Source organism: Mangrovibacterium sp. (assembly GCF_059905295.1).
Genome location: NZ_JBZQJF010000129.1, coordinates 1 through 21,862 on the forward strand (window position 1 = coordinate 1; position 21,862 = coordinate 21,862).

Genomic DNA, 21,862 nt, shown 5'->3' on the forward strand with positions numbered 1-21,862 from the left:
GTTCGGCAATATGTATATGTTTTTTGACTACCTGGGACAAGCATTCAACGTTATAAAAAATGACAACCAAGGTGTCGACCTTATGCTGCAAATTGCAATCTACCAAATTTACTATGGCGATATGGAAGGGGCCGCCGCGACACTTAAAGAAATACGAAAAATTATCGGGAATGACGAATGGGAACTTGCCGACACCCTGAAACGCAAATATTTGAAGGGGGAATAACTTCGCCCGCTGCAACTCTGGATTCAAGTCGATTTCGCGATCAGTGTCTAAAAGCTTGCTGAAAAGTCTCCTTCAAGGTGCGGTTTTCAATTTCCAGCTCCAAAATCCGTCGTTTCAGCTTTTCCATTTCTTCATTCATACTGTTCACCCCGTTCTCTCCCTCACAAGGGGGTTCATCGTAAGGTAGCTTTTGGGCTAATTCGCGAAAGAAGTTGTATTGAAACATCTCCGAGAGCTCAGCAAGACGTTGTACCTGGATGGTAGGACGCAAAAACATTCTTCGTGCTGAAGTGTAACTTAAGCCAAGCTGGTTTGACACATCAACAGCCCTGATCTTTTGCTTTCGGGCCTCTCGTTTTATCATTTGCATAACAGGTAAATGTTCCATAACTATTCGTTGTTTAATTTGAACCAGATCATAGCTATAAGTTACGGCTATTTTTACTAAAAAATACAACACTACAACTTATTAATACCCTATAGTGTAGCTTTATACTTTGATTTATCGTATTTAAACTTCTATTTCCAACCTTTTAACACCGATTTCGAAACTTTTTAGATTCAATTAGAATCTAAAAAATTCAACTTCGATTCTTTAAACTCCATTTCAGATCTTTTTACTTCTATATCGAGTTTTAATAAATCGATATAGAATCTTTTTAACTCGAAAAGAATGCTTTTATAATCAAATATGAATAAAAAAGCTTCGGTATTTTAATATTTCTATAATTAGTTTGGGCATTTCTGCTACTGCCCCACAATGGTTCGGAAGGTCAGGTTAATGCGGGCGGTGCTAACCTTCTTTGTTGGTGGCAGGCGATGCAGCCAGTGTGCTTGTGTTTCGTCTTTCATCACCAGCAGGCTGCCGTGCTCCAGCAGCAACGAGCGGGTTTCTTTGCTTTCTTGATGCTTAAACGAAAACTTACGCTCGGCCCCCAGCGACAAGGAAGCAATTGCTCCGTTGGGCTTCAGATCCTTTTCCCCGTCGGCATGCCAGCCCATTGTTTCGCTGCCATCGTGGTATAGGTTAAGCAGGCACGAGTTGTAGGTTTCGCCGCTTTGCTTCTCGCACAAATGCTTTAAGGCCAGCAAATCATCGTTCCAGGGCAGGGCAAACTTGCTGGTATTGGAATAGCTGTACCGAAAAGGCCGATCGCCATACCAGGCCACTTTTCGTTTGGTCACAAACTTTTTACCAAACAGAATAGCTTCGTCGTTGCGCCATTCAATATCCTTTAACAAGCGGTTGAAATAACCGGTAGCTTCATCAACCGCAAGCACACAGCCATAGTATTCAACGGTTCCGTCATAGGGTAATAAGTTTTCCGATCTCGTTGGTAAGGTTCTAAACAGGTTCATCGCTCTTATTTTTCAGGATAAACAGCTCGAACGATAGAATGGTTGAACAGCTTTCACCACAAGCCCCGAATACAACAAAAAATCCTGATTCTAAGGAATCAGGAGAAGGGATGAAAGTGGAAGATGGCCTGAACATCAGGTTGTCGTTGTTATCCGGAGTTATCGGGTTGTCTTGAAACTCGAAACTCCGAAGGGGCTTTCACACAAAAAATCCTCCGCCGTTATCGTTGATTCGGCGAAGGATTAAATCAATTTCTTACTCAGGAGTCTATTTGGGGAACAAAAGAATAAACACCGCACGAACACCTAAGTCAGCTTTCGCACCTTTAGGTGCAGCCAGGTTCAGGCGAGGGCCGATAGCAAACTGTGCTTTTTGTTTGCCCAGGCTGGTTACTGCCGATGCAATCGGGTTCAACCACACTGTTGTGGTATTGCCTTTCCAGTTCTGTGTTATCTCAAAGTTTGCACCAAGGCCAGCACCCGAGGCCCAGTTATAGGTGAAGAATGGCTGAATAAACATGGAGCTAACATCGCCGTAGTCACTGTCACCGGCAATACTCCAAACCTGGTTAATCAGGCCACCAATGGTCATCCCGTTTCCCTGGTACAAACCAACCGCTGTAGGACCAACGCCCAATTTATGGGCTGAAAGATTTTTCGATCCATCCGGGACAAGCAGCACTGGCCCAGCTCCCCAGGTAATGCCGTTTTTGGCTTCTTTCGGACTAAAGAAAGCACTTACTACAGCATCGCCCAAACCATTCTGATGGCTACCCGCGCCACTAATGTTATACTGCGAAATTACCGGCTGTACCCAGCGGGCAATCAGGTTCCAGTCTTCAGAAATTGAAAGTGGAACAACCGGTTGAATATTGAGGGTATTGCGTGTACCATTGTTCGGCCCGATTCCCCAGTCGGTATTATTCTGAAGCGGAACACTGATCAAACTCGCAATGGGGTTCGACAACTTTTTAGCTAACTCGGCAGCATCATCCTGCGCCATTACAGTTTGCATACTTGCCAGGCATAGCAAGATTCCGAAGACTGAAACAAATTTTTTCATCATCATCTTAGTTTGTATTTCGTTGTTAAACTATTTATTTAAAACTTGGTCTAAGTCCTTCGCTATTTATCACTCATCCAAGTAGATTACCATACAATTTACGACATAATCATAAAACATCATATCGAAAATCAATAAATATTGACGATAATTTTTACGGGAATACAAATAAGCAATCGTACTCGACCAGATCTCCTTAGCGAGTGGCAAATCAAAAATTTGAAAAAAGCGGTGATGAATAACAGGATTAAATGAAGTCAGGGAGCTTCCTGATCCATCCATGAAGGATTTGACAAGAAAGCCCCTGCTGGGCTGCTATTTCCAGAATGGATGGAAGTGGTGTACCGGTCCGTGTCCCCGGCCAATATTGTACGAAGCTCCGTCGACAATGGCTTTATTGATATATTCTTTGGCTGCCTTCACCGCATCGTTGAGCTCCAGCCCTTGGGCCAATTGTGATGCTACTGCTGAAGAGAATGTGCAACCGGTTCCATGTGTATTTTTTGTATTTACACGCTTCGATTTCAGCTCTAACAGCTCGTCGGTCTCCGCATTATAGAAGATATCCGTCAACTCATCTTCTGTCAGGTGACCGGCTTTCAACAATACGGAAACCCTTCCTCCGCAAGACATGCTTCTCACAGCCTTGGGCAAATCAGCCTGGCAACTAATCTTTTGTCCGGAAAGAATTTCAGCTTCAGGAATATTTGGGGTGATCACCCGAACGGTTGGTATCAATTCATTTTTCAAAGTTGAAATGGCCTCATCCAGCAATAGCTTATCTCCCGAGGTGGCGACCATGACCGGGTCGAGCACAATATTGCGAATTTGATAGGGTTCCAGTGTCTCTTTAATTCCACGGATTAACTCCGACGAATGCAGCATCCCAATTTTAATAGAATCGGCACCAATATCGTCTAACACCGATTTTATCTGGCCTTTCACAAAGTCAACCGGAATTGGGTGCACACCATATACGCCCACCGTATTTTCATCGACAACTGCGGTAATGGCGCTGGTTCCAAAGCAACCACATGCCGACATGGTTTTCAAATCGGCCTGAATACCGGCACCTCCACTTGGATCGCTTCCCGCGATCGTTAAAACTCTTTTATAATTTAAACTCATCATGTGTTTTCTTAAACTTGAAACCTAGAACTTGGAATTTGGAACTTCATCATCCAAAATGATTAAAACCACCCTTGCTAAACTCGACAGCACATCCGTTTCGTAACCACTGAATTTGGGGCTCCCCCTCTTCAATTTGTCCAATAACGGTAAAGGACTTTCCAAACTGACTGGTAAAGGCGTTTTGCAAAGTCTCAACCCGATCAGCAGCAACCGTAAACAGCAATTCGTAATCTTCCCCGCCACCACTGGCCAATTCATCAATCTTCCAGCCCTGAGTTTGGGAAACACGCTTCAGTTCATCCGAAAGCGGCAATTGATCCAAATCAACCCTTGCTGATCTAGCAGATGCTTTCAGGATATGCTTCAGATCGGACGCAATACCATCTGAGATATCCATGATGGCATGCACGCCACCATTAGCAGCCAGAAAAGCTCCTTCGGGTAAGCGCGGTTCAGGCTGATGGTGACGCTCCAGCAGGTAATTGTGATCTTCGGACTGATTAAGTCCATCTAAAATAACCTGTAAGCCACCGGCAGAGTCGCCCAAACGACCGGTTACACAAACCATATCGCCGGTTTGTGCCATCGAGCGCATCCGTGCCTGTCCTTTTTTAATCGTTCCCAGCACGCAAACATTAATCGCCAAATGCTTGACTGATTTAGTCGTATCGCCTCCCAGCAGGGGCACTTGGTATTTTTGAGAAATAGTATGGTAACCATCCATCAATTTATCCAGGTATTCCACATCCATATCCGGCGGAATAGCAATGGACAGGAAGGTTCCGATTGGAGTTCCGCCCATCGCTGCAATATCACTCAGGTTTACCGCAACCGACTTATAGCCCAGCTGCTCCGGAGTGATGGCTGAACGCAGAAAGTGAACATCCTCCATTAACAGGTCGGTCGTTACCAACAAATCTTCGTCATCATTCATCGGCAAAATGGCACAATCGTCTCCAATGCCGGTCAGATTTTTTGTAACCAGCTCTTTAAACGATCCCGAAAAGCGATCGATAAAGCCAAACTCCCCTATTTCTTTTAATTTCATGATTCAATCTTTAGTTGACCAATCAAACACGCCACTTCTCCAATTCATAGGCGCTTTGCCAAAATAGCCATTCCATCTTAAACGATAGTTTGAAAGCTTGTGTCATGCGCTCCTGTTGAGCCGAAGTGCACTTATCGGCGTAGGTATCGCAGATATATAGTGCTTTAGCCACAGCCTTGGCAAATTCATCACCACCGTAGGTATCAATCCACGATTGGTAAGGATTGTCTCCTTCTGCTTGATTAGCGAGAATAAAATCACCAACTTCTTTGTACACCCAAAAACAAGGCAATACAGAGGCTAAAGCTTCTTCGGTTGAGGCACTTGCCAACTGTCGCCACATGTGCCCGGTATAAAGCAAATTGGTAGGTGTCGGCTCTGCTTCAACCGATTGATCTTTCAGGTAAAATTGATGTAATGCCTGCTCTACAGCAACAGTATCAGCTGAAAACCCCAGGAAAGCTTCCCGAAATTCTTTATGATCGAGACGAGCAGCAATGGCAGCCAGGATCTTTCCGTATTCTGCCAGGTAAAAAGCATCCTGTCGCAGGTAGAATAAAAACTTCTCCCGCGGCAAGCTCCCGTTCATCAGTTCATGTAAAAAGGGTATTTTTTGAATTTCAGCAAAGACCGGTTTACATTCAGCCCAAGCCTTTTCACTCCATGTCATCTTCTATCAATTTATTGAATTCGTTCTTTTAAATCTTTAGCGGCCAGCATCGGACTCTCGGCCGAGGAAATGGCCGATACAACAGCAATTCCCTGTGCCCCTTGCTCTATAATAGAAGCTGCATTCATCGCATTAATCCCGCCAATGGCTACTGCCGGATATTTGCTTATTCGGCAAGCTTCTTTTAATCCCTCCAAACCAAAAGGCTGAAAGGTGTCGGTTTTGGTAGGCGTTGCAAACACCGGAGAAACACCAACATAATCGATATCCAGGAGGTTTGCTTCCTCTGCCTGCTCCATATTTTCAACCGACAAACCCAGAATCTTATCCGGTCCCAGCAGCTGTCGAGCCACTTGCCAGGGTAGATCACTCTGCCCGATGTGCAAGCCATCAGCCTCAACAGCCAGGGCAATGTCCAACCGATCATTAATAATCAATGGGATATTCAAGGGGGAAAGCAATTGTTTCAGCTTAAGGCCGAGCTCGAAAAACTCCAGCGACGAGCAATCTTTCTCCCTCAACTGCACCATCGTCACGCCACCTTTCACTGCTTCCTCCACAATGTACTCCAGCGGCCGACCAAGTGACAAGCCCCGATCGGTTACCAGGTATAAACTTAAATCAAAGTTTTTCATGCTTACGACTTATAGATTTCTGCAATATTCGCGTCACTTAAATTGTAAAGCATATCCAGAAAGTGTAACTGTAAAGTGCCCGGTCCGTCAGCTTTGTTGGCAGCCATCTCCCCGGCAATACTCATTACAGCCATGGCATGCGTTGCAGCTTCCATGCGATTCGTATTTACACCGGCAAAAGCACCCAGTACAGCAGTTGCCGTACATCCCATGCCCGTTACACGAGCCATCATTGTCGAGCCGTTCTTTGTTGAAAGCACTTCTGTTCCATCGGTAATAAAATCTTCAGGGCCGCTAATTACAACCACGGCCCCTGTCTCCAAGGCCAGTCGCTTTGCAGCCTCAATCGCCGAATTGCTCGACGCGGAGCTATCTACACCTTTGGTTACAATATTCTCCTTCGCCAAAGCCATAATCTCGGATGCATTGCCTCGGATGAAAGTTGGCTTACAATCAGCCAAAATACGTGCAGCCACCTCGTTGCGGTATGGTGTAGCTCCAACCCCAACAGGATCGAAAACCACCGGAATACCTTTCGACGTAGCAGCCTTTCCGGCTTCAATCATTCCTGAAACCCAATCGGGGTTCAAGGTTCCCATGTTAATCACTAAGGCGGAGGCAATATTGACCATATCCTTCACTTCCTCCACGGCATGAGCCATTACAGGCGATGCTCCAATAGCCAGCAAGGCATTGGCCGTATTATTCATAACCACAAAGTTGGTGATGTTATGCACTAAAGGAGATTTTTCGCGTACTGCAGCCAAATCGGCGCTGATTGATTTTACTGTAATCATCATTTCAAATTTTAATGGTTCAAAAATTTTGAAACGATCATCTGCGGAAGGCCAAAAAAAAGCCGCCTCACAGGAAGTGAAAACGGCTTGTATATTACAAAATCTGGATTTTTTACAATCCTCGTTTCCCTACGCTGTTATGATACATTTCAGGTTCACGGAGTATGATCTCAGACAGGCAATCGCCTGACACCCCCAACGAGATGCGCAAAGGTAAAGATAATTTGCAACAATCATCCTTGGGAAACGAGTTAAGTGTCCAACTGACTATTTAAGTTTCGATGAAATCCAGTCTAAAATAACATGTCTTGTTTCTTCAGATACCCAATGTTCATTTACCGGAGTCAACAAGGCTTCCTTCGGGCTGGTCAAGGTATTGTAAACAGCATAACTGGTTGTTGGCGGACAAACGTTGTCGTTATATCCCCAAGTCATGAAAACCGGAACTTTGATGAACCGGGCAAAGTTGACCACATCGTAATAAGCCATTGTCTTTATCTTTTCCGGCGTATCCATGCCATTAAAATAAAGATCGAAATGCGGATAACCAGCTGCACGGCCTGCTTTAAACGCAGCCATATCACTCAATGCCGGGTGATTGGCAGCACACAAGGTTACACGATCATCCAAGGCTGTTGTGATCAGGGACAAAGCGCCTCCCTGGCTTCCACCCTGAGCAATCACATTTTTACCATCCCATTCCGGCAACGAGGTCAGGTAATCGATCGCACGCACGCAACTTAGATAAACCTTTTTCATGTAGTAATTATCTCTATTGTCAAGCCCGTTGGTCAAATAGCTGTTGTTTGCCTTGCCGAATGCACGACTGATTTCCGTATAGCGATCCTTCTCTAAATCGGGCCGAATGCCATGGATCTCCATATCGAAACGGATGTAACCACTTTCAGCATAAAACAGGTGTTTAGTTGGATCCATGGGTTTTATACCAGCTCCCGGAGGAGAGAAAACAACCGGAAATTTTCCTGCCTTTTTAGGTATGGTCAGGTAGCCATACACAAAAGCATTCTTTTCGTAAGCCTGCAATTTCACCAGGTAGCAGTCAACTTTATCGCTCGAAAACTCAGGAACAAAAGTCTTTTCAACCTTCATTGGGCATTTCTCAGCCTCGGCCTTTGCCTGGTCCCAGAAAGCCGTAAAATCATCCGGCAATTGGGTGTATGGTTTTAATTTTTCGGGTGAAAAGCCAACTTTTATATGGTGCTTAAATTCTTTCCCATTGAAGGTCACTGTTAACCGGCAATCTTTAAATCCCGGTTCTTTCATTGTTCCCAACGAAATTGTTGCCTGCCCCTTTTTTAACTTCACAGTTCCTTCATCCTCGGCCGGTCTTAACTCCGGACCAATACTATACTTAATCTCCACGCCATCCTGCAGCATTCCGTATCGGTACAAAGCAACAGTAACTGTGGCCTTTTCTTTCGTTTTATAAAGCCAGTCCGCGTGGTTTGGCGTTGTCACCCACAGCACGTCACTCCGATAGGGATAATTCTCCGCACGGCTAAGGCAAAAGCTTAGTACAAAAAGTACAAGCATGCTTATTCTTTTCATCATCATTGATTAATTTATAGAATTGTAGTAATTAATTTTTCAGTGTGAGCCCGAAATCCGGTTTAATTTCTTTCGTCGCCTCCTTCACATCAACAAATTGCAACAAGTCGCGAAGGGCAATAACATGATAATCGTTTTGGGACAGATATTCCAGGTATTCTTTGAAAAGCTCTGGCGGTGTTGTTACCCAGGGATGCTCGGCATCGGGCACGCCATGAATTGTAAGCACCACAATTTTCCCATCCTTAGCCTCAGTAAAAGCCTGCATAATTTCAGCTTTATTCTCCGCATTGCATGCCCAACTCGGAACCAGCAGCGGGTGATCGGTTAGCGGGTTGTATGGACGACTTCCTCCGGCACGAGCAAACTTGTAGCCCTCCTCCTTCAGAATATCTAAGGCCGATTGGTTTAACCCATAACCAGGATAGGCAAAATCGATTGGTTTTGCAATGCCCATTGAATCACATTTTTCGTCAATATAATGCAGGACCTCCAGTGCTTTATCCTTTTTCAGACTATTAATGTGTTCATGATGACGGGTATGATTGGCAATTTCAAATCCCATTTGATCCAGTTCACGAATCTGCCTCCAGTTCATGTACTTTGTGGAATCCGCAAAATTGGGAGGGAACTCACAAATAAAGAAAGTTGCCCCGAAGCCATATTGCTTCAGCAAGGGAGCAACAGTAGCATACTGGCTGGCCGTAGCATCGTCAAAAGTTAATACAACCAGCCGATCAGGAATTTCTTTTTTCAGGATCTTTTGTGCTTTTAGAAAAGGTGTACACCAAACCAAAAATGTAATCGTAAGTAGTAGCGTTTTCATAATTCGTAGAAATTGAGCGATCTTCAAAGATACAGCAATTATCAGTTTACAAAAACTGTGCGATCTTCATTGATCCCAGAGGTCAAGATTCAATCCTACCTAACACTTTTCACTTTCACGATTCCTTTTCGATACGCCTCCAAAAGACGATTCAAATCCTGAATTTGATTTTTAATATCGATTCCGTTATCGGTATCACCGACAAGTATGCGATCGGTTGCCCGCTCAATCATACTTCGGGTTGAAACAATATCAATCTCTTCCTGAATAGCATTTCTACTTGATTCGAAAGGAGCATGTTCTGCCAGAATCAGGCTATATGAATCATAGATCAAGGTATAACCGGCAATGCCTGTTACTTTTTGATAGGGTTTCGACATTCCTCCGTCGATAACAAATAGCTTACCATCAGCCTTTACCGGGCTCTCGCCTTTTCCAACTTTTACCGGCACATGTCCGTTAACAATGTGCGACTTCTCCGGATCGAGACCAAACTCTTCCAAAATCCGTTTACAGGTCTCTTGATCATCCCGCAGTTTATAATATTTATTGCTGGCTTCGTACTGGGAATCCTTATCATTCAGGAAATAACGTTCAAAGGTGGCCATCTTCTTTTTTCCAAACAAGGGAGAATCGGCACCGCTCCACAAGTACCACATATAATCGCGATCGCGACTACGTTTATCTTGTCTTTCCCGATTGTAATAAGCCCGCCGCGATACCTGATCGAATTGTTCACAAAGCTCTTTCCCTTTATAGGGTTTTCCATGAATGACAACTTCCTTAAAATTACCGTCATCATCAAGGGGAATGCATCCGTGATATAATAAGTTGGAATTATAAGTTAAAAACGTACTTCCCTTGGTGAATAAGGTCTTCACATGACGTTGCAGCCGTTCACTGTTCAGGAAGGAGAACCGAAGCTTTTCTGCCAAATCTTTTTCCTCAGCGGTCAACTGATACGGATTTTTAGGATCAATCGTCGGGAAATTTTTATCCGTTAATTCCAATTCGCGGCCATCAATTGTAATTGTTCCTTTTGTATAGTCGATTTTATCCAGCAATAAACGGTCGTCCATATGCATCTCCGGATTTCGTCGGATAATCTCCCCATTAAGCTTCATCTCCAAAATCATGATCGCTTTATGCATTTTGCTGGTCAGCTTAACTTGTGTTGAACCGGTATTTTCAGCAGGTGTATTGATTGGGATAAATGCTTCACAAGGATCATCGGCATAAGTCTTCAAGGCAAATGTTGCCAAAGGAAGTAGGTTGATACCATAAGCATCTTCCAAAGTCGCCAGGTTATCATAGCGGGCACTAATCCGGATTACACCAGATATGCTGGCCCGAATACCCGAGGCTGCGGCCATCCACAGAATATCATGATTTCCCCACTGAATATCCACCGAATGATGGTTCTGGATCACATCCATTACTTTATCGGCATGCGGACCACGGTCAAAAATATCGCCAATTATGTGCAAACGATCAATCAGCAACCGCTGAATAAATTTACTGATCGCGATGATAAAGGAATTCGCCCGGTCAACATCGATGATCGATTTTATTATGCTATTGTAATATTGCTCCTTTTTTGCATTTCGCTCATTCAGTAATTCGTCAATAATATAGGCAAAATCTTCAGGCATTGCCTTACGTACTTTCGACCGCGTGTACTTATCGGCCGAAACTTTAGCTACTTCAATCAACCGTAATAAGGTAACAGCATACCAACCTTCCAGATCTTCTTCCTCCTTGGTAATAATTTCGAGCTTCTCCTCCGGATAGTAGATCAATGTGGCTAATTGACGTTTCGTTTTTTCATCCAGCGAATACTGGTAAACAGTTTCAATTTTTTTTCGAACCATTCCCGATGCATTTCGCAAAACATGGCTAAAGGTCTCGTAGGCTCCATGTATATCTGTCAAAAAATGTTCAGTTCCCTTGGGAAGGTTTAAAATTGATTCGAGATTTATAATTTCAGTACATACAGACTGTACCGTCGGGAATTTTTCAGCAAGTAAATTAAGGTGCTTAAACTCATCAACATTAAAATCATCTTGCAATGATTTACTTCTTTTGTAATCTAAAACCATTTTGTAAAAAATATTTAGTTACTACAATTATCGAATCCGTATCGATTGGACCCTACAAGATAGCAAACATCTTCTTTTTTGAATTTAAATAGCCCCTGAAATTCTTGATAAAATTAACGGCATAAGCATAAGACCGAAATGTTGCTGAACAAATATAAACTCCGTCGAGTTTCCGCGGAATAAGGAAGTAGTGTTCGAACACTAATTTTTAGGGTTTTTCGAATACATGATCCTTTTTAAAATCATAAGTTTTATCTCTTTAAAATTTAATTGTAATTTTCTCGCCAACTTTATGATTTAAAAAGAACTCAATAAAGAAAGCTTCCAAACGATGATTTACGAGCTTATTTTAAACTCGACCTTACTTATAACACTAACGGTTCTCTTCAGCTTTGTTTCCAGAAGTAAAGAATCCGGGGTTGTGCCTCAGCCGGTCCTTGCGGGGCTCCTGTTTGGAGGGATAACCATCATTAGCATGAATATTCCGGTGACAATCTCTCCCGGGATCTTTTACGATGGCCGTTCAGTCGTCCTGGCACTTTCCTGCATATTTGGCGGCTATATTTCTGGCCTCATCTCCATGATCATGGCTTTTATCTATCGGCTATACCTTGGAGGCGATGGTGTTTACGCCGGTATATCGACCATTATTCTGACAACAGCCATGGGAATGCTTTTTCGCCGGTTATATAAAAATCAAACTCATCGGATTCCGGCCCTTGCATTCTATTTATTAGGAGTGGTAGTCCATCTTGCGATGTTAGCTTGCCAGTTCCTTTTACCATCTGAAACCGCCTTCCATGTTATTCAGCAAATATGGAAACCTGTACTTATCGTATTTCCGGTAGCAACGCTCATTATGGCTTTGGTACTACGAAATGAAAGTAACAGAGTCAACACTGAAATTGAACTATATAAAAGAGAGGCGACTTACCGATCCACGCTCCATAGTATCGACAACGCAATTATTACAACCAATGAAAAAAGGATAATCACCTTTATAAACCCAATGGCTATAGCACTCACGGGTTACGAAGAGCTCGATGCCATTGGTAAACCAGTCGATGACCTCATCCGGTTGATCAACGAAAATACATCGGAACAAATCAATTTTCCATTTCAGAAAATTCTGAGTGAAGAACGAGCATTTCGTTTCCCGAACATTTACCTGCTTTTATCAGCAAAAGGAGCGCAAACACCTATCAGCATCGGAGCTTCGCCTATCAAAGACAGTTTAGGCATTGTCACAGGCTTGGTTCTTTCATTCCGGGACCAAACACAAGAACGAAATTTGCGGCGAAAATTATCGGCAAGCGAACGCCTCTATTATTCACTGACGGAGCAATCACCTGTTGGTATTTTCAGAACCAAGCCAGATGGCTACACAAGCTATGTTAATCCGAAATGGAGCGAAATAAGCGGGCTCGATTTCGAAGAAGCATTAGGCGACGGATGGCTAAAAGCAGTACATCCGGCTGACCGTAAAAAAATTACTGAAGGTTGGGCACAAGCAACTGAAACCCAAAATCGATCTGAAATCGAATACCGATTCTCAAGAAAAGATGGTTCCGAGAAATGGGTTATGGGTGTTGCTGTGCCTGAATTCGACGAAAATGAAAACCTGACAGGTTACATTGGAACAATCGTGGATATTGATGAGCGAAAAAATGCCGAACGAGAATTAATTCAGTCCCACCAAAACTTTCATAGAACCATGGATGAGTTTCCTTTGGGCATGCGAATTATTTCGAATAAAGGAGAAACTCAATATACGAACAATGCCTTTTTAGAGCTCTATGAATTCGATAGCGAAGAGGAGTTTAACCAAACACCAACATCCCTCCGGTATACCGAAAAAAGTTTGCATGAACACGAAAAAAGGAAACTCAAACGCAAACAAGGAATTGAGACAGACTCGGAATATGAAATCGAAATTATTACGAGACGAGAGCAAATCAGAAATGTGCTTGTAAAGCGTAAAATCATCTTCTGGGATGACCAGCCCGAGTATTTAGCAATCTACCAGGATATTACAGAGCGTAAAAAAGCAGAGCACTCTCTGCAGCTCCTTGGACGCGCCATAGAGCAAAGTCCTGTTAGTACGGTCATTACAAACAACAAAGGAGAAATTACTTATTTAAACCCCAAATTCACCGAAGTATCAGGCTTTACCTGGGATGAAGTGATTGGCAAAACGCCATCGATTCTAAAGTCAGGACATCATTCTCGCGAATTCTATACCGATATGTGGCAGACTATTACTGCCGGCAAGGAATGGAAGGGTGAAATCCTGAACAAACGAAAAAACGGTGAGTTGTTTTGGGAAAATGCGCAAATATCGTCACTCGTTGACAAGAAAGGACAAATTACACACTACATTGGAATTAAAGAAGATATAACTGAGAAGAAGGAAATTATATCCGACCTGAAAGACGCTAAAGAGAAAGCAGAAGAAAGTGACCGCTTAAAATCAGCCTTCCTGGCAAACATGAGCCACGAAATCAGGACTCCGCTGAATGTTATTCTGGGATTCACCAACTTACTGATCGAAGAAGAAGTAGATCAAGAAACCCGGCAGCGCTTTTCTACCATTCTTTCTCAAAGCTCCGATAATCTGCTGCAGGTTATTAATGATATTTTGGATATCTCTAAGATTGAAACCGGACAGTTGATTTTTAACAACATCCACTTCAATATTCAACCGGTTATCCATGAGCTATATACCATTTCAAAACAATTGCTTAAGAAATACGATAAAACGCACCTCAAGCTCAACTATTTTGTTCCTCCAACCAGTGTTTCTATTCATACCGATAAAGTCCGTTTCAACCAGATATTCACGAACCTGATAAGCAACGCCATCAAATTTACGGAGGAAGGCGAAATCAATTTTGGAGCCAGATCTATTGAGAATGGTAATGTGGTCTTTTTTGTGGAAGATACCGGTATCGGAATCAGCAATGCACAGCAACAAGACATATTCGAACGCTTCCGACAGGTTGAAGATTCCACCACCCGTACCTATGGAGGAACAGGGTTAGGCCTTTCAATATCGAAAAAACTGGTTGAGCAAATGGGCGGTACCATCAGCTTAGCATCAGAACCGGGTAAAGGCTCAAGCTTCACCTTCCGAGTTCCGGTCAGCTAAACAACTGGTGACTTTTTAATCGCCCGATTAAGAACATGCCCCAATAAAAAGCCAACAATGAAAATTGCCACTGTTCCAAACACAATTGACAAATAGCTATGGAACGGACTGGCATAAGCTTCGAGTCCCCATTGTGGGAACCAAATTGGCGAAAGACTCATCCAGCCAATGATTAAAACACCGCCTACTACACCCCAAACAGCAGCCTTGCTGGTTACCTTCTTCGATAGATAACCCAACAGGAAAAGTCCGAGCATACCACCACTAAAAATGGAAGCCAATTTCCACCACGCATCCAATGCACTTTGCACATTGATCATGGCCAGTGCCACGCCAATACTCAGCACACTAAAAATGAATGAAGCCAAATAAAGAATCTGCATCGAGATATTCCTCTTCCACGCCCCCGACGATTGTTTAAAAAAGTCTGTTAGAATTACAGTAGCAGAGCTGTTAATACTCGTAGAGATTGTACTCATTCCAGCGGCAAAAACAGAGGCAATCAGAAAACCGGTTAATCCAACCGGCAACTGATTCGCAATAAACCAGGGAAATACTTTATCGGCCGGAGTTCCTTCTGGCAGCAAACCAGCATTCTGCTTATAAAAAGCAAAAAGCGCTGTTCCAATAAATAAGAACATAGCAGAAACCGGAACATACAACAAACCACCCACCAAAGCTGATTTTTGCGCTTCACGCTTAGAGCCGGAAGTCATGTAACGTTGAATATAGTTTTGATCAATCCCATAGTTCTGCAAATTGATAAAGATTCCATAAATCAAAACCACCCAAAAGGTCGAACTCGTTAAATCCAAACTAAAGCTTCCTAAACTAAACTTATCATTTTCAGCTGCAATCTTAAAAACCTGTCCAACACCATCAGGCATTTCAAATATCAGCGTTCCAATACATAAAAACGCCCCCAAAATCAGAATGATCGCCTGGATCGCATCCGTCCAAACCACGGCCTGAATACCGCCTAACAACGAATAAAGCATCACGCTAAAGCCCGTAACAATAATAATCGTCGTCATATTCCAATCCAGCAAGGTGTGAACCATTAAGGCCAGCAAAAACAAAATAGTCCCTGCCCGCATCAACTGAGTCAACAAATACATCACAGAAACATAGGTTTTAGCCCAACGACCAAAACGCATCTCAAGGTAAGTATAAGCCGATGGACTGTTGATGGACCGATATAACGGAACAAAAAAGCGCACTGCCATATAAGACGCAAAAGGAATGGACAAACTGAATGCAAATGCATTCCAATTGGTTAAATAAGCTTGACCGGGCAAGGCCAGGTAGCTTATGCTACTCACAAAAGTTGCAAATATGGATAACGATACAACCCAGGTTGGAATTCGTTGGTTACCCATGGTATACGCTTCAGCCGATTTATTTTTTCGGTAAAACGAACTTCCAAATAAGACAATCCCGAGCAAATAGGCTATAAATACGATGACATCCAGCTTACTCATGCTTTTATTTCAGTTTAGGTTTGAAGGTTTTATTGTTTTCGTAGGTTTAAAGAAGTGACTTATAATCTAATTTTTCCAGTGCTTCCTGGACTATTTTTCGTTCGGGTTCGTTAAAGCGATGAAAAGGTTCAGCCATAAAATCGTTGCAAATTCCCATAACTGAAAGCGCACACTTCAGTCCTTTCAGATAACTGGAACCAAATTGACCAACATTGTAAATAGTGGTACTAATTTGCATCACCTTATCGCGCAATGCCATCACCTTAGGCATATCGTGTGCCGCAGCTGCGTTATACAAATCGACATAGAGTTTTGGAAACATATTCGCACCTCCATTTACACCACCGTGACCTCCCATCATGACAAACTCAGCAGTAATTTCTTCCGGACCAACCATAAAGGTAAAATCAGGGCGGTGTTTCAGCAGATGCTGTACCTGGTTAAAATAGGCCAGGTTTGCCGAACTGTCTTTCATGCCGATAATTCCGGGAATTTCAGCCGCAGCACGTACGGTCTCCGGTGCAAACATCACTTTGGTATGAACAGGCATGTTGTAGATAAACAGTGGCAGTGGCATTTGTGCCATAATCCGTTTCAAATATTCGAGCAATTCAGGTTGCCCCGAAGAGAAATAATAAGGAGGGGTGATTACGACCGCATCAGCTCCGTATTGCGCAGCCTTATGTGCCAGGTTTAAACTCTCGGTAAAAGCTGAATCAGAAATACCGACCAATACCGGAATCCGGCCTTTTGTAAATTGGCAACTTAAGCGGATCAGCTCCTCCCGAATCTTGTAACTTAGACTGGCAAATTCGCCCGTTGTACCCAATAGAAACAGGGCGTGGACTCCACCTGAAATCGTATGTTCAATTAATCGTTCCAGACCATCAACATCAAGTGTGTCATTATCCAATAAGGGAGTTACCAATGGAGGTACAATCCCTTTTAATGGCATTGAAAAATTTGGTTTCATGTTATATATCCCAATAAGAAGGTTGATTTATATCGAAGCAGTCTAAAACATTAATTATCGGCTGCTTGCTCTTTATCATTTTTGGTACCCGGCCATTGCCCGTCTACAATTGGCGTCAACACCAGTTTCTTCGGGTCAACAACAATGTGCTTTATTTTTATCCGGTTCCAGGTATAGAGAATATGGACCAGTCCATCGCTCGTTTGAATCACTGCCGGGTAAGAAAATTTTGAGTCAGGCGTGTCTTCCAACACCAAAGCTGCCGACCAATGTTCACCATCTTCCGATACCGCAACATTCAGTGGTGTACGCACGCCTTTATATTTACCGTCGGGAGGCAACACGTGGTTGTAAACCAACAACTGTCGTCCGTCGGCCAATGTTACGGCATCGGTTCCCGAGTTATTTTGAGGCAAACTGGTCTTCGTCATTTTTGACCAGGTTTCACCACCATCAGTTGACCAGGTTTGCAAAATAGCCCGGTTCTTACTACGACACAATGCCTGCAAACGACCATCTGCATATTTCAGGACACTTGGCTGAATGGCGCAAATTTTATAGCCATCATTAACCGGTGCTGTTTTTCGCCAGGTTTTCCCAAGGTCATCCGAAATTTCAAAATGAACCCGCCAGCCATCTTTTTCAGTACTGGTCGGTGAAATAATTTTACCATCGACAAACACCGGCTTATTCTTAATAGGCCCGATGATTCCATCCGGCAAATGCGCTGGTTTCGACCAGGTTTTTCCACCATCATTTGAAGTCATCTTCATCCCCCACCAATCCCGTGGATTAGGTCCGATCTTGTAGTATAATTGCAACTCACCATCCGGAACCTGAAACAAAACCGGATTCCATGTCGGGTAGCGAAGTGTATCATTTACAATACCATTGGCTACATTTTCGGGGGCTGTCCAATGACCATTTTCATTACGGGCGACATAAATACAGCAATCCGGTTCCCGCTCATAAGTCCCACCGAACCACGACGCAACCAAGGTTCCATCAGGTGTTTCTGCAATCGTGGCAGCATGGGGTGATCTAAAGGGTGCTCCCTGAAAAACGAAAATAAATTCTTCTTTAACGATCCCCTCTTTATAAGTCCGCTCTTTGGTGCAACTCACGGTTGCTCCCAGTATAAATATTAACAAAAATAAATTCCAGTATCTTTTCATTGTCTTTCCGTGAAAACGTTTACAGTTCGAAAACGTAAAACTCCTGTTTCTATTGCAAAAAAACAAATTCGAAAGGAGAACTCTTTAGCAGATATTAACCAAAACATATGCTTTCTTAACTATTTTGTATTAAAAATGCTTATTTTCACTAACGATTAGTTAATATTTAACAAATGGAGTACATATTCGAAAATATTTACGTCCCCCATCAGCATTCCTTCATAATCCGCGAGATGGAGTTAAAGAAATACACAGCGCGTGTACACTCACATAAAAACTTCGAGCTTAATTTCATTCTATCTGGCTCAGGAAAACGGATTGTCGGTAATAACATCTCAAGCTTCGATAAAAATGATTTGGTCCTGCTGGCTCCCAACCTTCCTCATTGTTGGGAATTTCTTCAAACCGAAAACGAAGAGCCACCAAAATGCATTGTTATTCACTTTTACGAAGATCTGATCAGTTCTGATTTTTTTAACAAGCCCGAGCTTGAAGTGATTGTTGATCTGTTGAAACAAGCTGATGCCGGTCTTTTTTTCAGCGGACGGGAAATACCTGAGATAAAATTGATTCTTGAAGAACTTCCCAATCAGCAAGGGCTGACCAGTTACATCAGCTTACTTCAGATATTTAGCTTATTGCTTCAATGCGAAAAAAAGGAATCCATTTCACAGGGTACAATTGTTCATGGTGGATTTGATCAAAAACTTCAGCAGATTAATAAAATTTACGAGTACGTTTTTCAGAACATTCAGGAAGAAATTAAACTCACTGAAGTCGCAACATTACTCAATATGGCTCCCGGTTCGTTTTGTCGTTTCTTCAAAAAGAAAACTCAATTAACCTTTATGGAGTATGTCATCAAAATAAGAATAAACTATGCAGCCAAATTATTGGTTGAAACCGATAAACCGATAAATGAAATCGGCTTCGATTGTGGTTATAACAACCTGGCCAATTTTAATCACTACTTCAAAAAGCGAATGGGGCAAACACCTTCGGAATATCGTAAAGAGTTTCGCTGGCAATTGCAAAAAGATCATTGAGACAACCCAATACTCAACCAATACCATCCCCCCTGAAGTTAAAATCCGCAATTACCTAAAAACAAAAAAGGTGACTACCAGAGTCACCTTCTTCTATCTTGTTTTCCTTAAAGTCTTATTTGTAAATCTCTTTCTTCGCTGCCAACAACGTATTTTTCAACAACGAAACACGGGTCATTGGGCCTACTCCTCCGGGAACAGGTGTTATGAATGAACATTTTTCAGCAACTTCGTCAAACACAACATCACCTTTCAACTTCCAACCCGATTTGGTTTCAGTTGATTTAACACGTGTTGTACCTACATCAATTACCACAGCTCCGGGTTTCACCATATCAGCAGTAACAAAGCCGGGAGAACCGATCGCTGCGATCAGAATGTCAGCTTTAGCACAAACCTCTTTCAGATTTTTGGTCCGACTGTGAGCAACAGTTACCGTTGCATTCATTGCCTTTTGCGACATCAAGACGCTCATCGGACGACCAACAATATTGCTTCGGCCGATAACAACGCAGTCTTTGCCGGAGGTTTCTATTCCGTGACGCTTGATTAACTCAACAATACCGTCGGGAGTTGCCGACACAAAGGCAGGCAAGCCAATCACCATGCGACCAACGTTAACCGGGTGAAAACCGTCAACATCTTTTTTGGCGTCGATAGCTTCAATAATCTTTTGCTCGGAAATATGTTTGGGCAAAGGCAATTGAACGATGAAACCATCGACATCATCGTCGTTGTTCAATTCTTCTACTTTGGCCAATAATTCGGCTTCGGTAACATCATCTTCGTAACGAATCATGCTTGATTTGAAACCAACTTCTTCGCAATCTTTGATTTTATAAGCCACGTAGGTTTCGCTACCACCATCATGACCAACCAAAATTGCAGCTAAGTGAGGTTGTTTAGCCCCATTAGCCAGCATGTCTTTGACCTCTTGTGCAATTTCTGCTTTAATTGCCTTAGCCGTTTTATTTCCGTCAATTAATTGCATTCGTATTTCTTTAATAGGATTAACGTTTTCTCAGATTCCCCATCATTCCACGCATATTCTTACCGGTTGATACCATGCGCATCATTTTACGGGTTTCGTCGAATTGTTTGATCAGGCGGTTAACTTCCTGAATATTTGTTCCCGAGCCATTGGCAATACGCTTGCGGCGCGTTCCGTTCAGCAAGGCCGGATCTTCGCGCTCTGCCGGAGTCATGGAGTAAATAATTGCTTCGATATGTTTAAAGGCGTCGTCATCAACATCGATATCCTTTAGTGCCTTTCCCATACCCGGAATCATAGCTGCCAGATCCTTCAGGTTACCCATCTTTTTGATTTGCTGGATTTGAGAAAGGAAGTCGTTGAAGCTAAACTGGTTTTTAGCCAATTTCTTCTGCAGCTGGCGGGCTTGGTCTGCATCAAATTGTTCCTGGGCACGTTCAACCAACGAAACAATATCACCCATACCTAAAATACGGTCGGCCATACGTTCAGGGTGGAACACATCCAGTGCTTCCAGCTTCTCGCCGGTACCAACAAACTTGATTGGTTTATTGACTACTGAACGAATTGAAAGAGCAGCACCACCACGAGTATCACCATCCAGTTTTGTCAGGATTACCCCGTCGAAGTCCAGACGATCGTTGAATTCTTTAGCTGTATTTACAGCATCCTGACCAGTCATCGAGTCAACAACGAACAGAATTTCATCCGGATTGATAGCTGCTTTAACAGCTGCAATCTCCTTCATCATCTCTTCGTCGATGGCCAAACGACCTGCAGTATCTACAATCACCAGGTTTTGGCCATTGGCCTTTGCGGATTTAATGGCCGCTTTAGCAATCTCAACCGGGTTCAGATTACCAGGCTCACTATATACAGGAACATTAATTTGCTCCCCCAGAACCTTCAACTGATCGATCGCAGCCGGACGATAAACGTCACAAGCAACCAACAGTGGGGTTTTACCTTTTTTCGATTTCAGGAATTTTGCCAGTTTACCGGAGAAGGTGGTTTTACCCGAACCTTGCAAACCTGCCATCAGGATGACAGTCGGGTTACCCTGCAGATTGACATCAACTGAGCTACCTCCCATCAGGGTTGCTAACTCATCGTGCACAATCTTTACCATCATCTGCCCTGGCTTAACAGCATTCAGTACATCCTGACCAAGGGCTTTCTCTTTGACAACTTCAGTAAATGATTTGGCTATTTTAAAATTGACGTCAGCGTCCAATAAGGCACGTCTAACTTCTTTTAATGTCTCTGCAACATTAATCTCAGTAATTTTCCCCTGCCCTTTCAGCAGCTTAAATGACCGTTCTAACTTCTCATTAAGACTTTCAAACATAGTAGAAGTACAATTGATTTTTTAAAGCTCGGGCAAAAATACAAAAAAATAAAATGTAGAAGAATTTAAATTTTTCCCTTTTCCTGAGGGTAACCTTTCGACTTGTTCCGGGATAAAGAAACGAGTGTGCGAAAATGGAGAATGATCTAAAGAGTGGAATCTTAGTTTTTACTCCAAACCCAACGAAGTATGATGCTGTAAAGACTTGTTCTTAAGGCATTATTTTCGTTTCGACCCTCAATTCTGTAGGAATTAATAGTCGACAAAAACTGTTAAT

At 42.9% G+C, this 21,862-nt stretch carries 19 protein-coding genes and 1 riboswitch; of the genes, 3 read left to right on the forward strand and 16 right to left on the reverse strand.

Features of this window, described 5'->3' with window-relative positions:
• Positions 1-226, forward strand: a 226-nt coding sequence (locus AC37HE_RS06775) for a hypothetical protein (protein ID WP_500782043.1), incomplete at its 5' end; no start/stop codon positions are given.
• A 40-nt stretch (positions 227-266) separates the two neighbouring features.
• Here AC37HE_RS06775 and AC37HE_RS06780 read toward each other — a convergent pair.
• The 11 genes from AC37HE_RS06780 to AC37HE_RS06830 form a co-directional block, all read right to left on the reverse strand.
• A complete protein-coding gene (locus tag AC37HE_RS06780) occupies positions 267-614 on the reverse strand; it encodes a hypothetical protein (RefSeq protein WP_500782044.1) in 348 nt (115 codons plus the stop codon).
• 359 nt (positions 615-973) lie between these two features.
• Positions 974-1,585 (reverse strand): alpha-ketoglutarate-dependent dioxygenase AlkB family protein, encoded by a 612-nt coding sequence (locus tag AC37HE_RS06785; protein ID WP_500782045.1) that lies wholly within the window; start codon positions 1,583-1,585, stop codon positions 974-976.
• Between the two features lie 268 nt (positions 1,586-1,853).
• Positions 1,854-2,654: a hypothetical protein gene (locus tag AC37HE_RS06790; protein ID WP_500782046.1), complete on the reverse strand. Its 801-nt coding sequence runs from the start codon at positions 2,652-2,654 to the stop codon at positions 1,854-1,856.
• A 309-nt stretch (positions 2,655-2,963) separates the two neighbouring features.
• Complete coding sequence (thiD, locus tag AC37HE_RS06795) at positions 2,964-3,779, reverse strand: bifunctional hydroxymethylpyrimidine kinase/phosphomethylpyrimidine kinase (protein ID WP_500782047.1); 816 nt, start codon at positions 3,777-3,779, stop codon at positions 2,964-2,966.
• Positions 3,780-3,825: 46 nt separating this feature from the next.
• Positions 3,826-4,827 carry a thiamine-phosphate kinase gene (thiL, locus tag AC37HE_RS06800; RefSeq protein ID WP_500782048.1) on the reverse strand — a complete coding sequence of 334 codons (1,002 nt, stop codon included), beginning with the start codon at positions 4,825-4,827 and terminating at the stop codon, positions 3,826-3,828.
• A gap of 22 nt (positions 4,828-4,849) precedes the next feature.
• On the reverse strand, positions 4,850-5,497 hold the full coding sequence (locus AC37HE_RS06805) for a TenA family protein (protein WP_500782049.1): 648 nt from the start codon (positions 5,495-5,497) through the stop codon (positions 4,850-4,852).
• Between the two features lie 11 nt (positions 5,498-5,508).
• The gene (gene thiE / locus AC37HE_RS06810; RefSeq protein ID WP_500782050.1) at positions 5,509-6,132 is read right to left on the reverse strand and encodes a thiamine phosphate synthase; all 624 of its coding nucleotides are present in this window, start codon (positions 6,130-6,132) and stop codon (positions 5,509-5,511) included.
• A gap of 2 nt (positions 6,133-6,134) precedes the next feature.
• Positions 6,135-6,932 (reverse strand): hydroxyethylthiazole kinase, encoded by a 798-nt coding sequence (gene thiM, locus AC37HE_RS06815; protein WP_500782051.1) that lies wholly within the window; start codon positions 6,930-6,932, stop codon positions 6,135-6,137.
• A 106-nt stretch (positions 6,933-7,038) separates the two neighbouring features.
• Positions 7,039-7,136, reverse strand: a riboswitch (TPP riboswitch).
• Between the two features lie 60 nt (positions 7,137-7,196).
• Entirely contained in the window at positions 7,197-8,483 is a 1,287-nt protein-coding gene (locus AC37HE_RS06820; RefSeq protein ID WP_500782052.1) for an acetylxylan esterase, read from the reverse strand.
• Between the two features lie 46 nt (positions 8,484-8,529).
• A complete protein-coding gene (locus tag AC37HE_RS06825; protein WP_500782053.1) occupies positions 8,530-9,324 on the reverse strand; it encodes a polysaccharide deacetylase family protein in 795 nt (264 codons plus the stop codon).
• Between the two features lie 95 nt (positions 9,325-9,419).
• The gene (locus tag AC37HE_RS06830) at positions 9,420-11,423 is read right to left on the reverse strand and encodes a fructose-1,6-bisphosphatase (protein ID WP_500782054.1); all 2,004 of its coding nucleotides are present in this window, start codon (positions 11,421-11,423) and stop codon (positions 9,420-9,422) included.
• A gap of 331 nt (positions 11,424-11,754) precedes the next feature.
• Between AC37HE_RS06830 and AC37HE_RS06835 the strand changes: the two genes are divergently transcribed.
• Positions 11,755-14,571, forward strand: coding sequence for a PAS domain S-box protein (locus AC37HE_RS06835; RefSeq protein ID WP_500782055.1), 2,817 nt, complete (start codon positions 11,755-11,757; stop codon positions 14,569-14,571).
• Here the strand turns inward: AC37HE_RS06835 and AC37HE_RS06840 are convergent.
• The 3 genes from AC37HE_RS06840 to AC37HE_RS06850 form a co-directional block, all read right to left on the reverse strand.
• Positions 14,568-16,052 carry a sodium:solute symporter family protein gene (locus AC37HE_RS06840; protein ID WP_500782056.1) on the reverse strand — a complete coding sequence of 495 codons (1,485 nt, stop codon included), beginning with the start codon at positions 16,050-16,052 and terminating at the stop codon, positions 14,568-14,570. The two genes, AC37HE_RS06835 and AC37HE_RS06840, sit on opposite strands and share 4 nt — an antisense overlap.
• Positions 16,053-16,098: 46 nt before the next feature.
• Positions 16,099-17,007 (reverse strand): dihydrodipicolinate synthase family protein, encoded by a 909-nt coding sequence (locus AC37HE_RS06845; protein ID WP_500782057.1) that lies wholly within the window; start codon positions 17,005-17,007, stop codon positions 16,099-16,101.
• 68 nt (positions 17,008-17,075) lie between these two features.
• Positions 17,076-18,200, reverse strand: a complete 1,125-nt coding sequence (locus AC37HE_RS06850; RefSeq protein WP_500782058.1) for a sialidase family protein — start codon at positions 18,198-18,200, stop codon at positions 17,076-17,078.
• A gap of 173 nt (positions 18,201-18,373) precedes the next feature.
• Here AC37HE_RS06850 and AC37HE_RS06855 point away from each other — a divergent pair, with 173 nt between their 5' ends.
• Positions 18,374-19,246, forward strand: coding sequence for an AraC family transcriptional regulator (locus AC37HE_RS06855; RefSeq protein ID WP_500782059.1), 873 nt, complete (start codon positions 18,374-18,376; stop codon positions 19,244-19,246).
• Between the two features lie 115 nt (positions 19,247-19,361).
• Here the strand turns inward: AC37HE_RS06855 and folD are convergent, their stop codons facing one another.
• Both folD and ffh read right to left on the reverse strand, forming a co-directional pair.
• Positions 19,362-20,237, reverse strand: a complete 876-nt coding sequence (gene folD / locus AC37HE_RS06860) for a bifunctional methylenetetrahydrofolate dehydrogenase/methenyltetrahydrofolate cyclohydrolase FolD (RefSeq protein ID WP_500782060.1) — start codon at positions 20,235-20,237, stop codon at positions 19,362-19,364.
• A 19-nt stretch (positions 20,238-20,256) separates the two neighbouring features.
• Entirely contained in the window at positions 20,257-21,585 is a 1,329-nt protein-coding gene (gene ffh, locus AC37HE_RS06865) for a signal recognition particle protein (RefSeq protein WP_500782061.1), read from the reverse strand.
• Between the last annotated feature and the right edge of the window lie 277 nt (positions 21,586-21,862).

Bases quoted from the DNA above. Each gene is read 5' to 3' on its own strand.
- AC37HE_RS06780 (WP_500782044.1), bottom strand. From the start codon at position 614: ATGGAACATTTACCTGTTATGCAAATGATAAAACGAGAGGCCCGAAAG.
- AC37HE_RS06785 (WP_500782045.1), bottom strand. From the start codon at position 1,585: ATGAACCTGTTTAGAACCTTACCAACGAGATCGGAAAACTTATTACCC.
- AC37HE_RS06790 (WP_500782046.1), bottom strand. From the start codon at position 2,654: ATGATGATGAAAAAATTTGTTTCAGTCTTCGGAATCTTGCTATGCCTG.
- thiD (WP_500782047.1), bottom strand. From the start codon at position 3,779: ATGATGAGTTTAAATTATAAAAGAGTTTTAACGATCGCGGGAAGCGAT.
- thiL (WP_500782048.1), bottom strand. From the start codon at position 4,827: ATGAAATTAAAAGAAATAGGGGAGTTTGGCTTTATCGATCGCTTTTCG.
- AC37HE_RS06805 (WP_500782049.1), bottom strand. From the start codon at position 5,497: ATGACATGGAGTGAAAAGGCTTGGGCTGAATGTAAACCGGTCTTTGCT.
- thiE (WP_500782050.1), bottom strand. From the start codon at position 6,132: ATGAAAAACTTTGATTTAAGTTTATACCTGGTAACCGATCGGGGCTTG.
- thiM (WP_500782051.1), bottom strand. From the start codon at position 6,932: ATGATGATTACAGTAAAATCAATCAGCGCCGATTTGGCTGCAGTACGC.
- AC37HE_RS06820 (WP_500782052.1), bottom strand. From the start codon at position 8,483: ATGCTTGTACTTTTTGTACTAAGCTTTTGCCTTAGCCGTGCGGAGAAT.
- AC37HE_RS06825 (WP_500782053.1), bottom strand. From the start codon at position 9,324: ATGAAAACGCTACTACTTACGATTACATTTTTGGTTTGGTGTACACCT.
- AC37HE_RS06830 (WP_500782054.1), bottom strand. From the start codon at position 11,423: ATGGTTTTAGATTACAAAAGAAGTAAATCATTGCAAGATGATTTTAAT.
- AC37HE_RS06835 (WP_500782055.1), top strand. From the start codon at position 11,755: ATGATTTACGAGCTTATTTTAAACTCGACCTTACTTATAACACTAACG.
- AC37HE_RS06840 (WP_500782056.1), bottom strand. From the start codon at position 16,052: ATGAGTAAGCTGGATGTCATCGTATTTATAGCCTATTTGCTCGGGATT.
- AC37HE_RS06845 (WP_500782057.1), bottom strand. From the start codon at position 17,007: ATGCCATTAAAAGGGATTGTACCTCCATTGGTAACTCCCTTATTGGAT.
- AC37HE_RS06850 (WP_500782058.1), bottom strand. From the start codon at position 18,200: ATGAAAAGATACTGGAATTTATTTTTGTTAATATTTATACTGGGAGCA.
- AC37HE_RS06855 (WP_500782059.1), top strand. From the start codon at position 18,374: ATGGAGTACATATTCGAAAATATTTACGTCCCCCATCAGCATTCCTTC.
- folD (WP_500782060.1), bottom strand. From the start codon at position 20,237: ATGCAATTAATTGACGGAAATAAAACGGCTAAGGCAATTAAAGCAGAA.
- ffh (WP_500782061.1), bottom strand. From the start codon at position 21,585: ATGTTTGAAAGTCTTAATGAGAAGTTAGAACGGTCATTTAAGCTGCTG.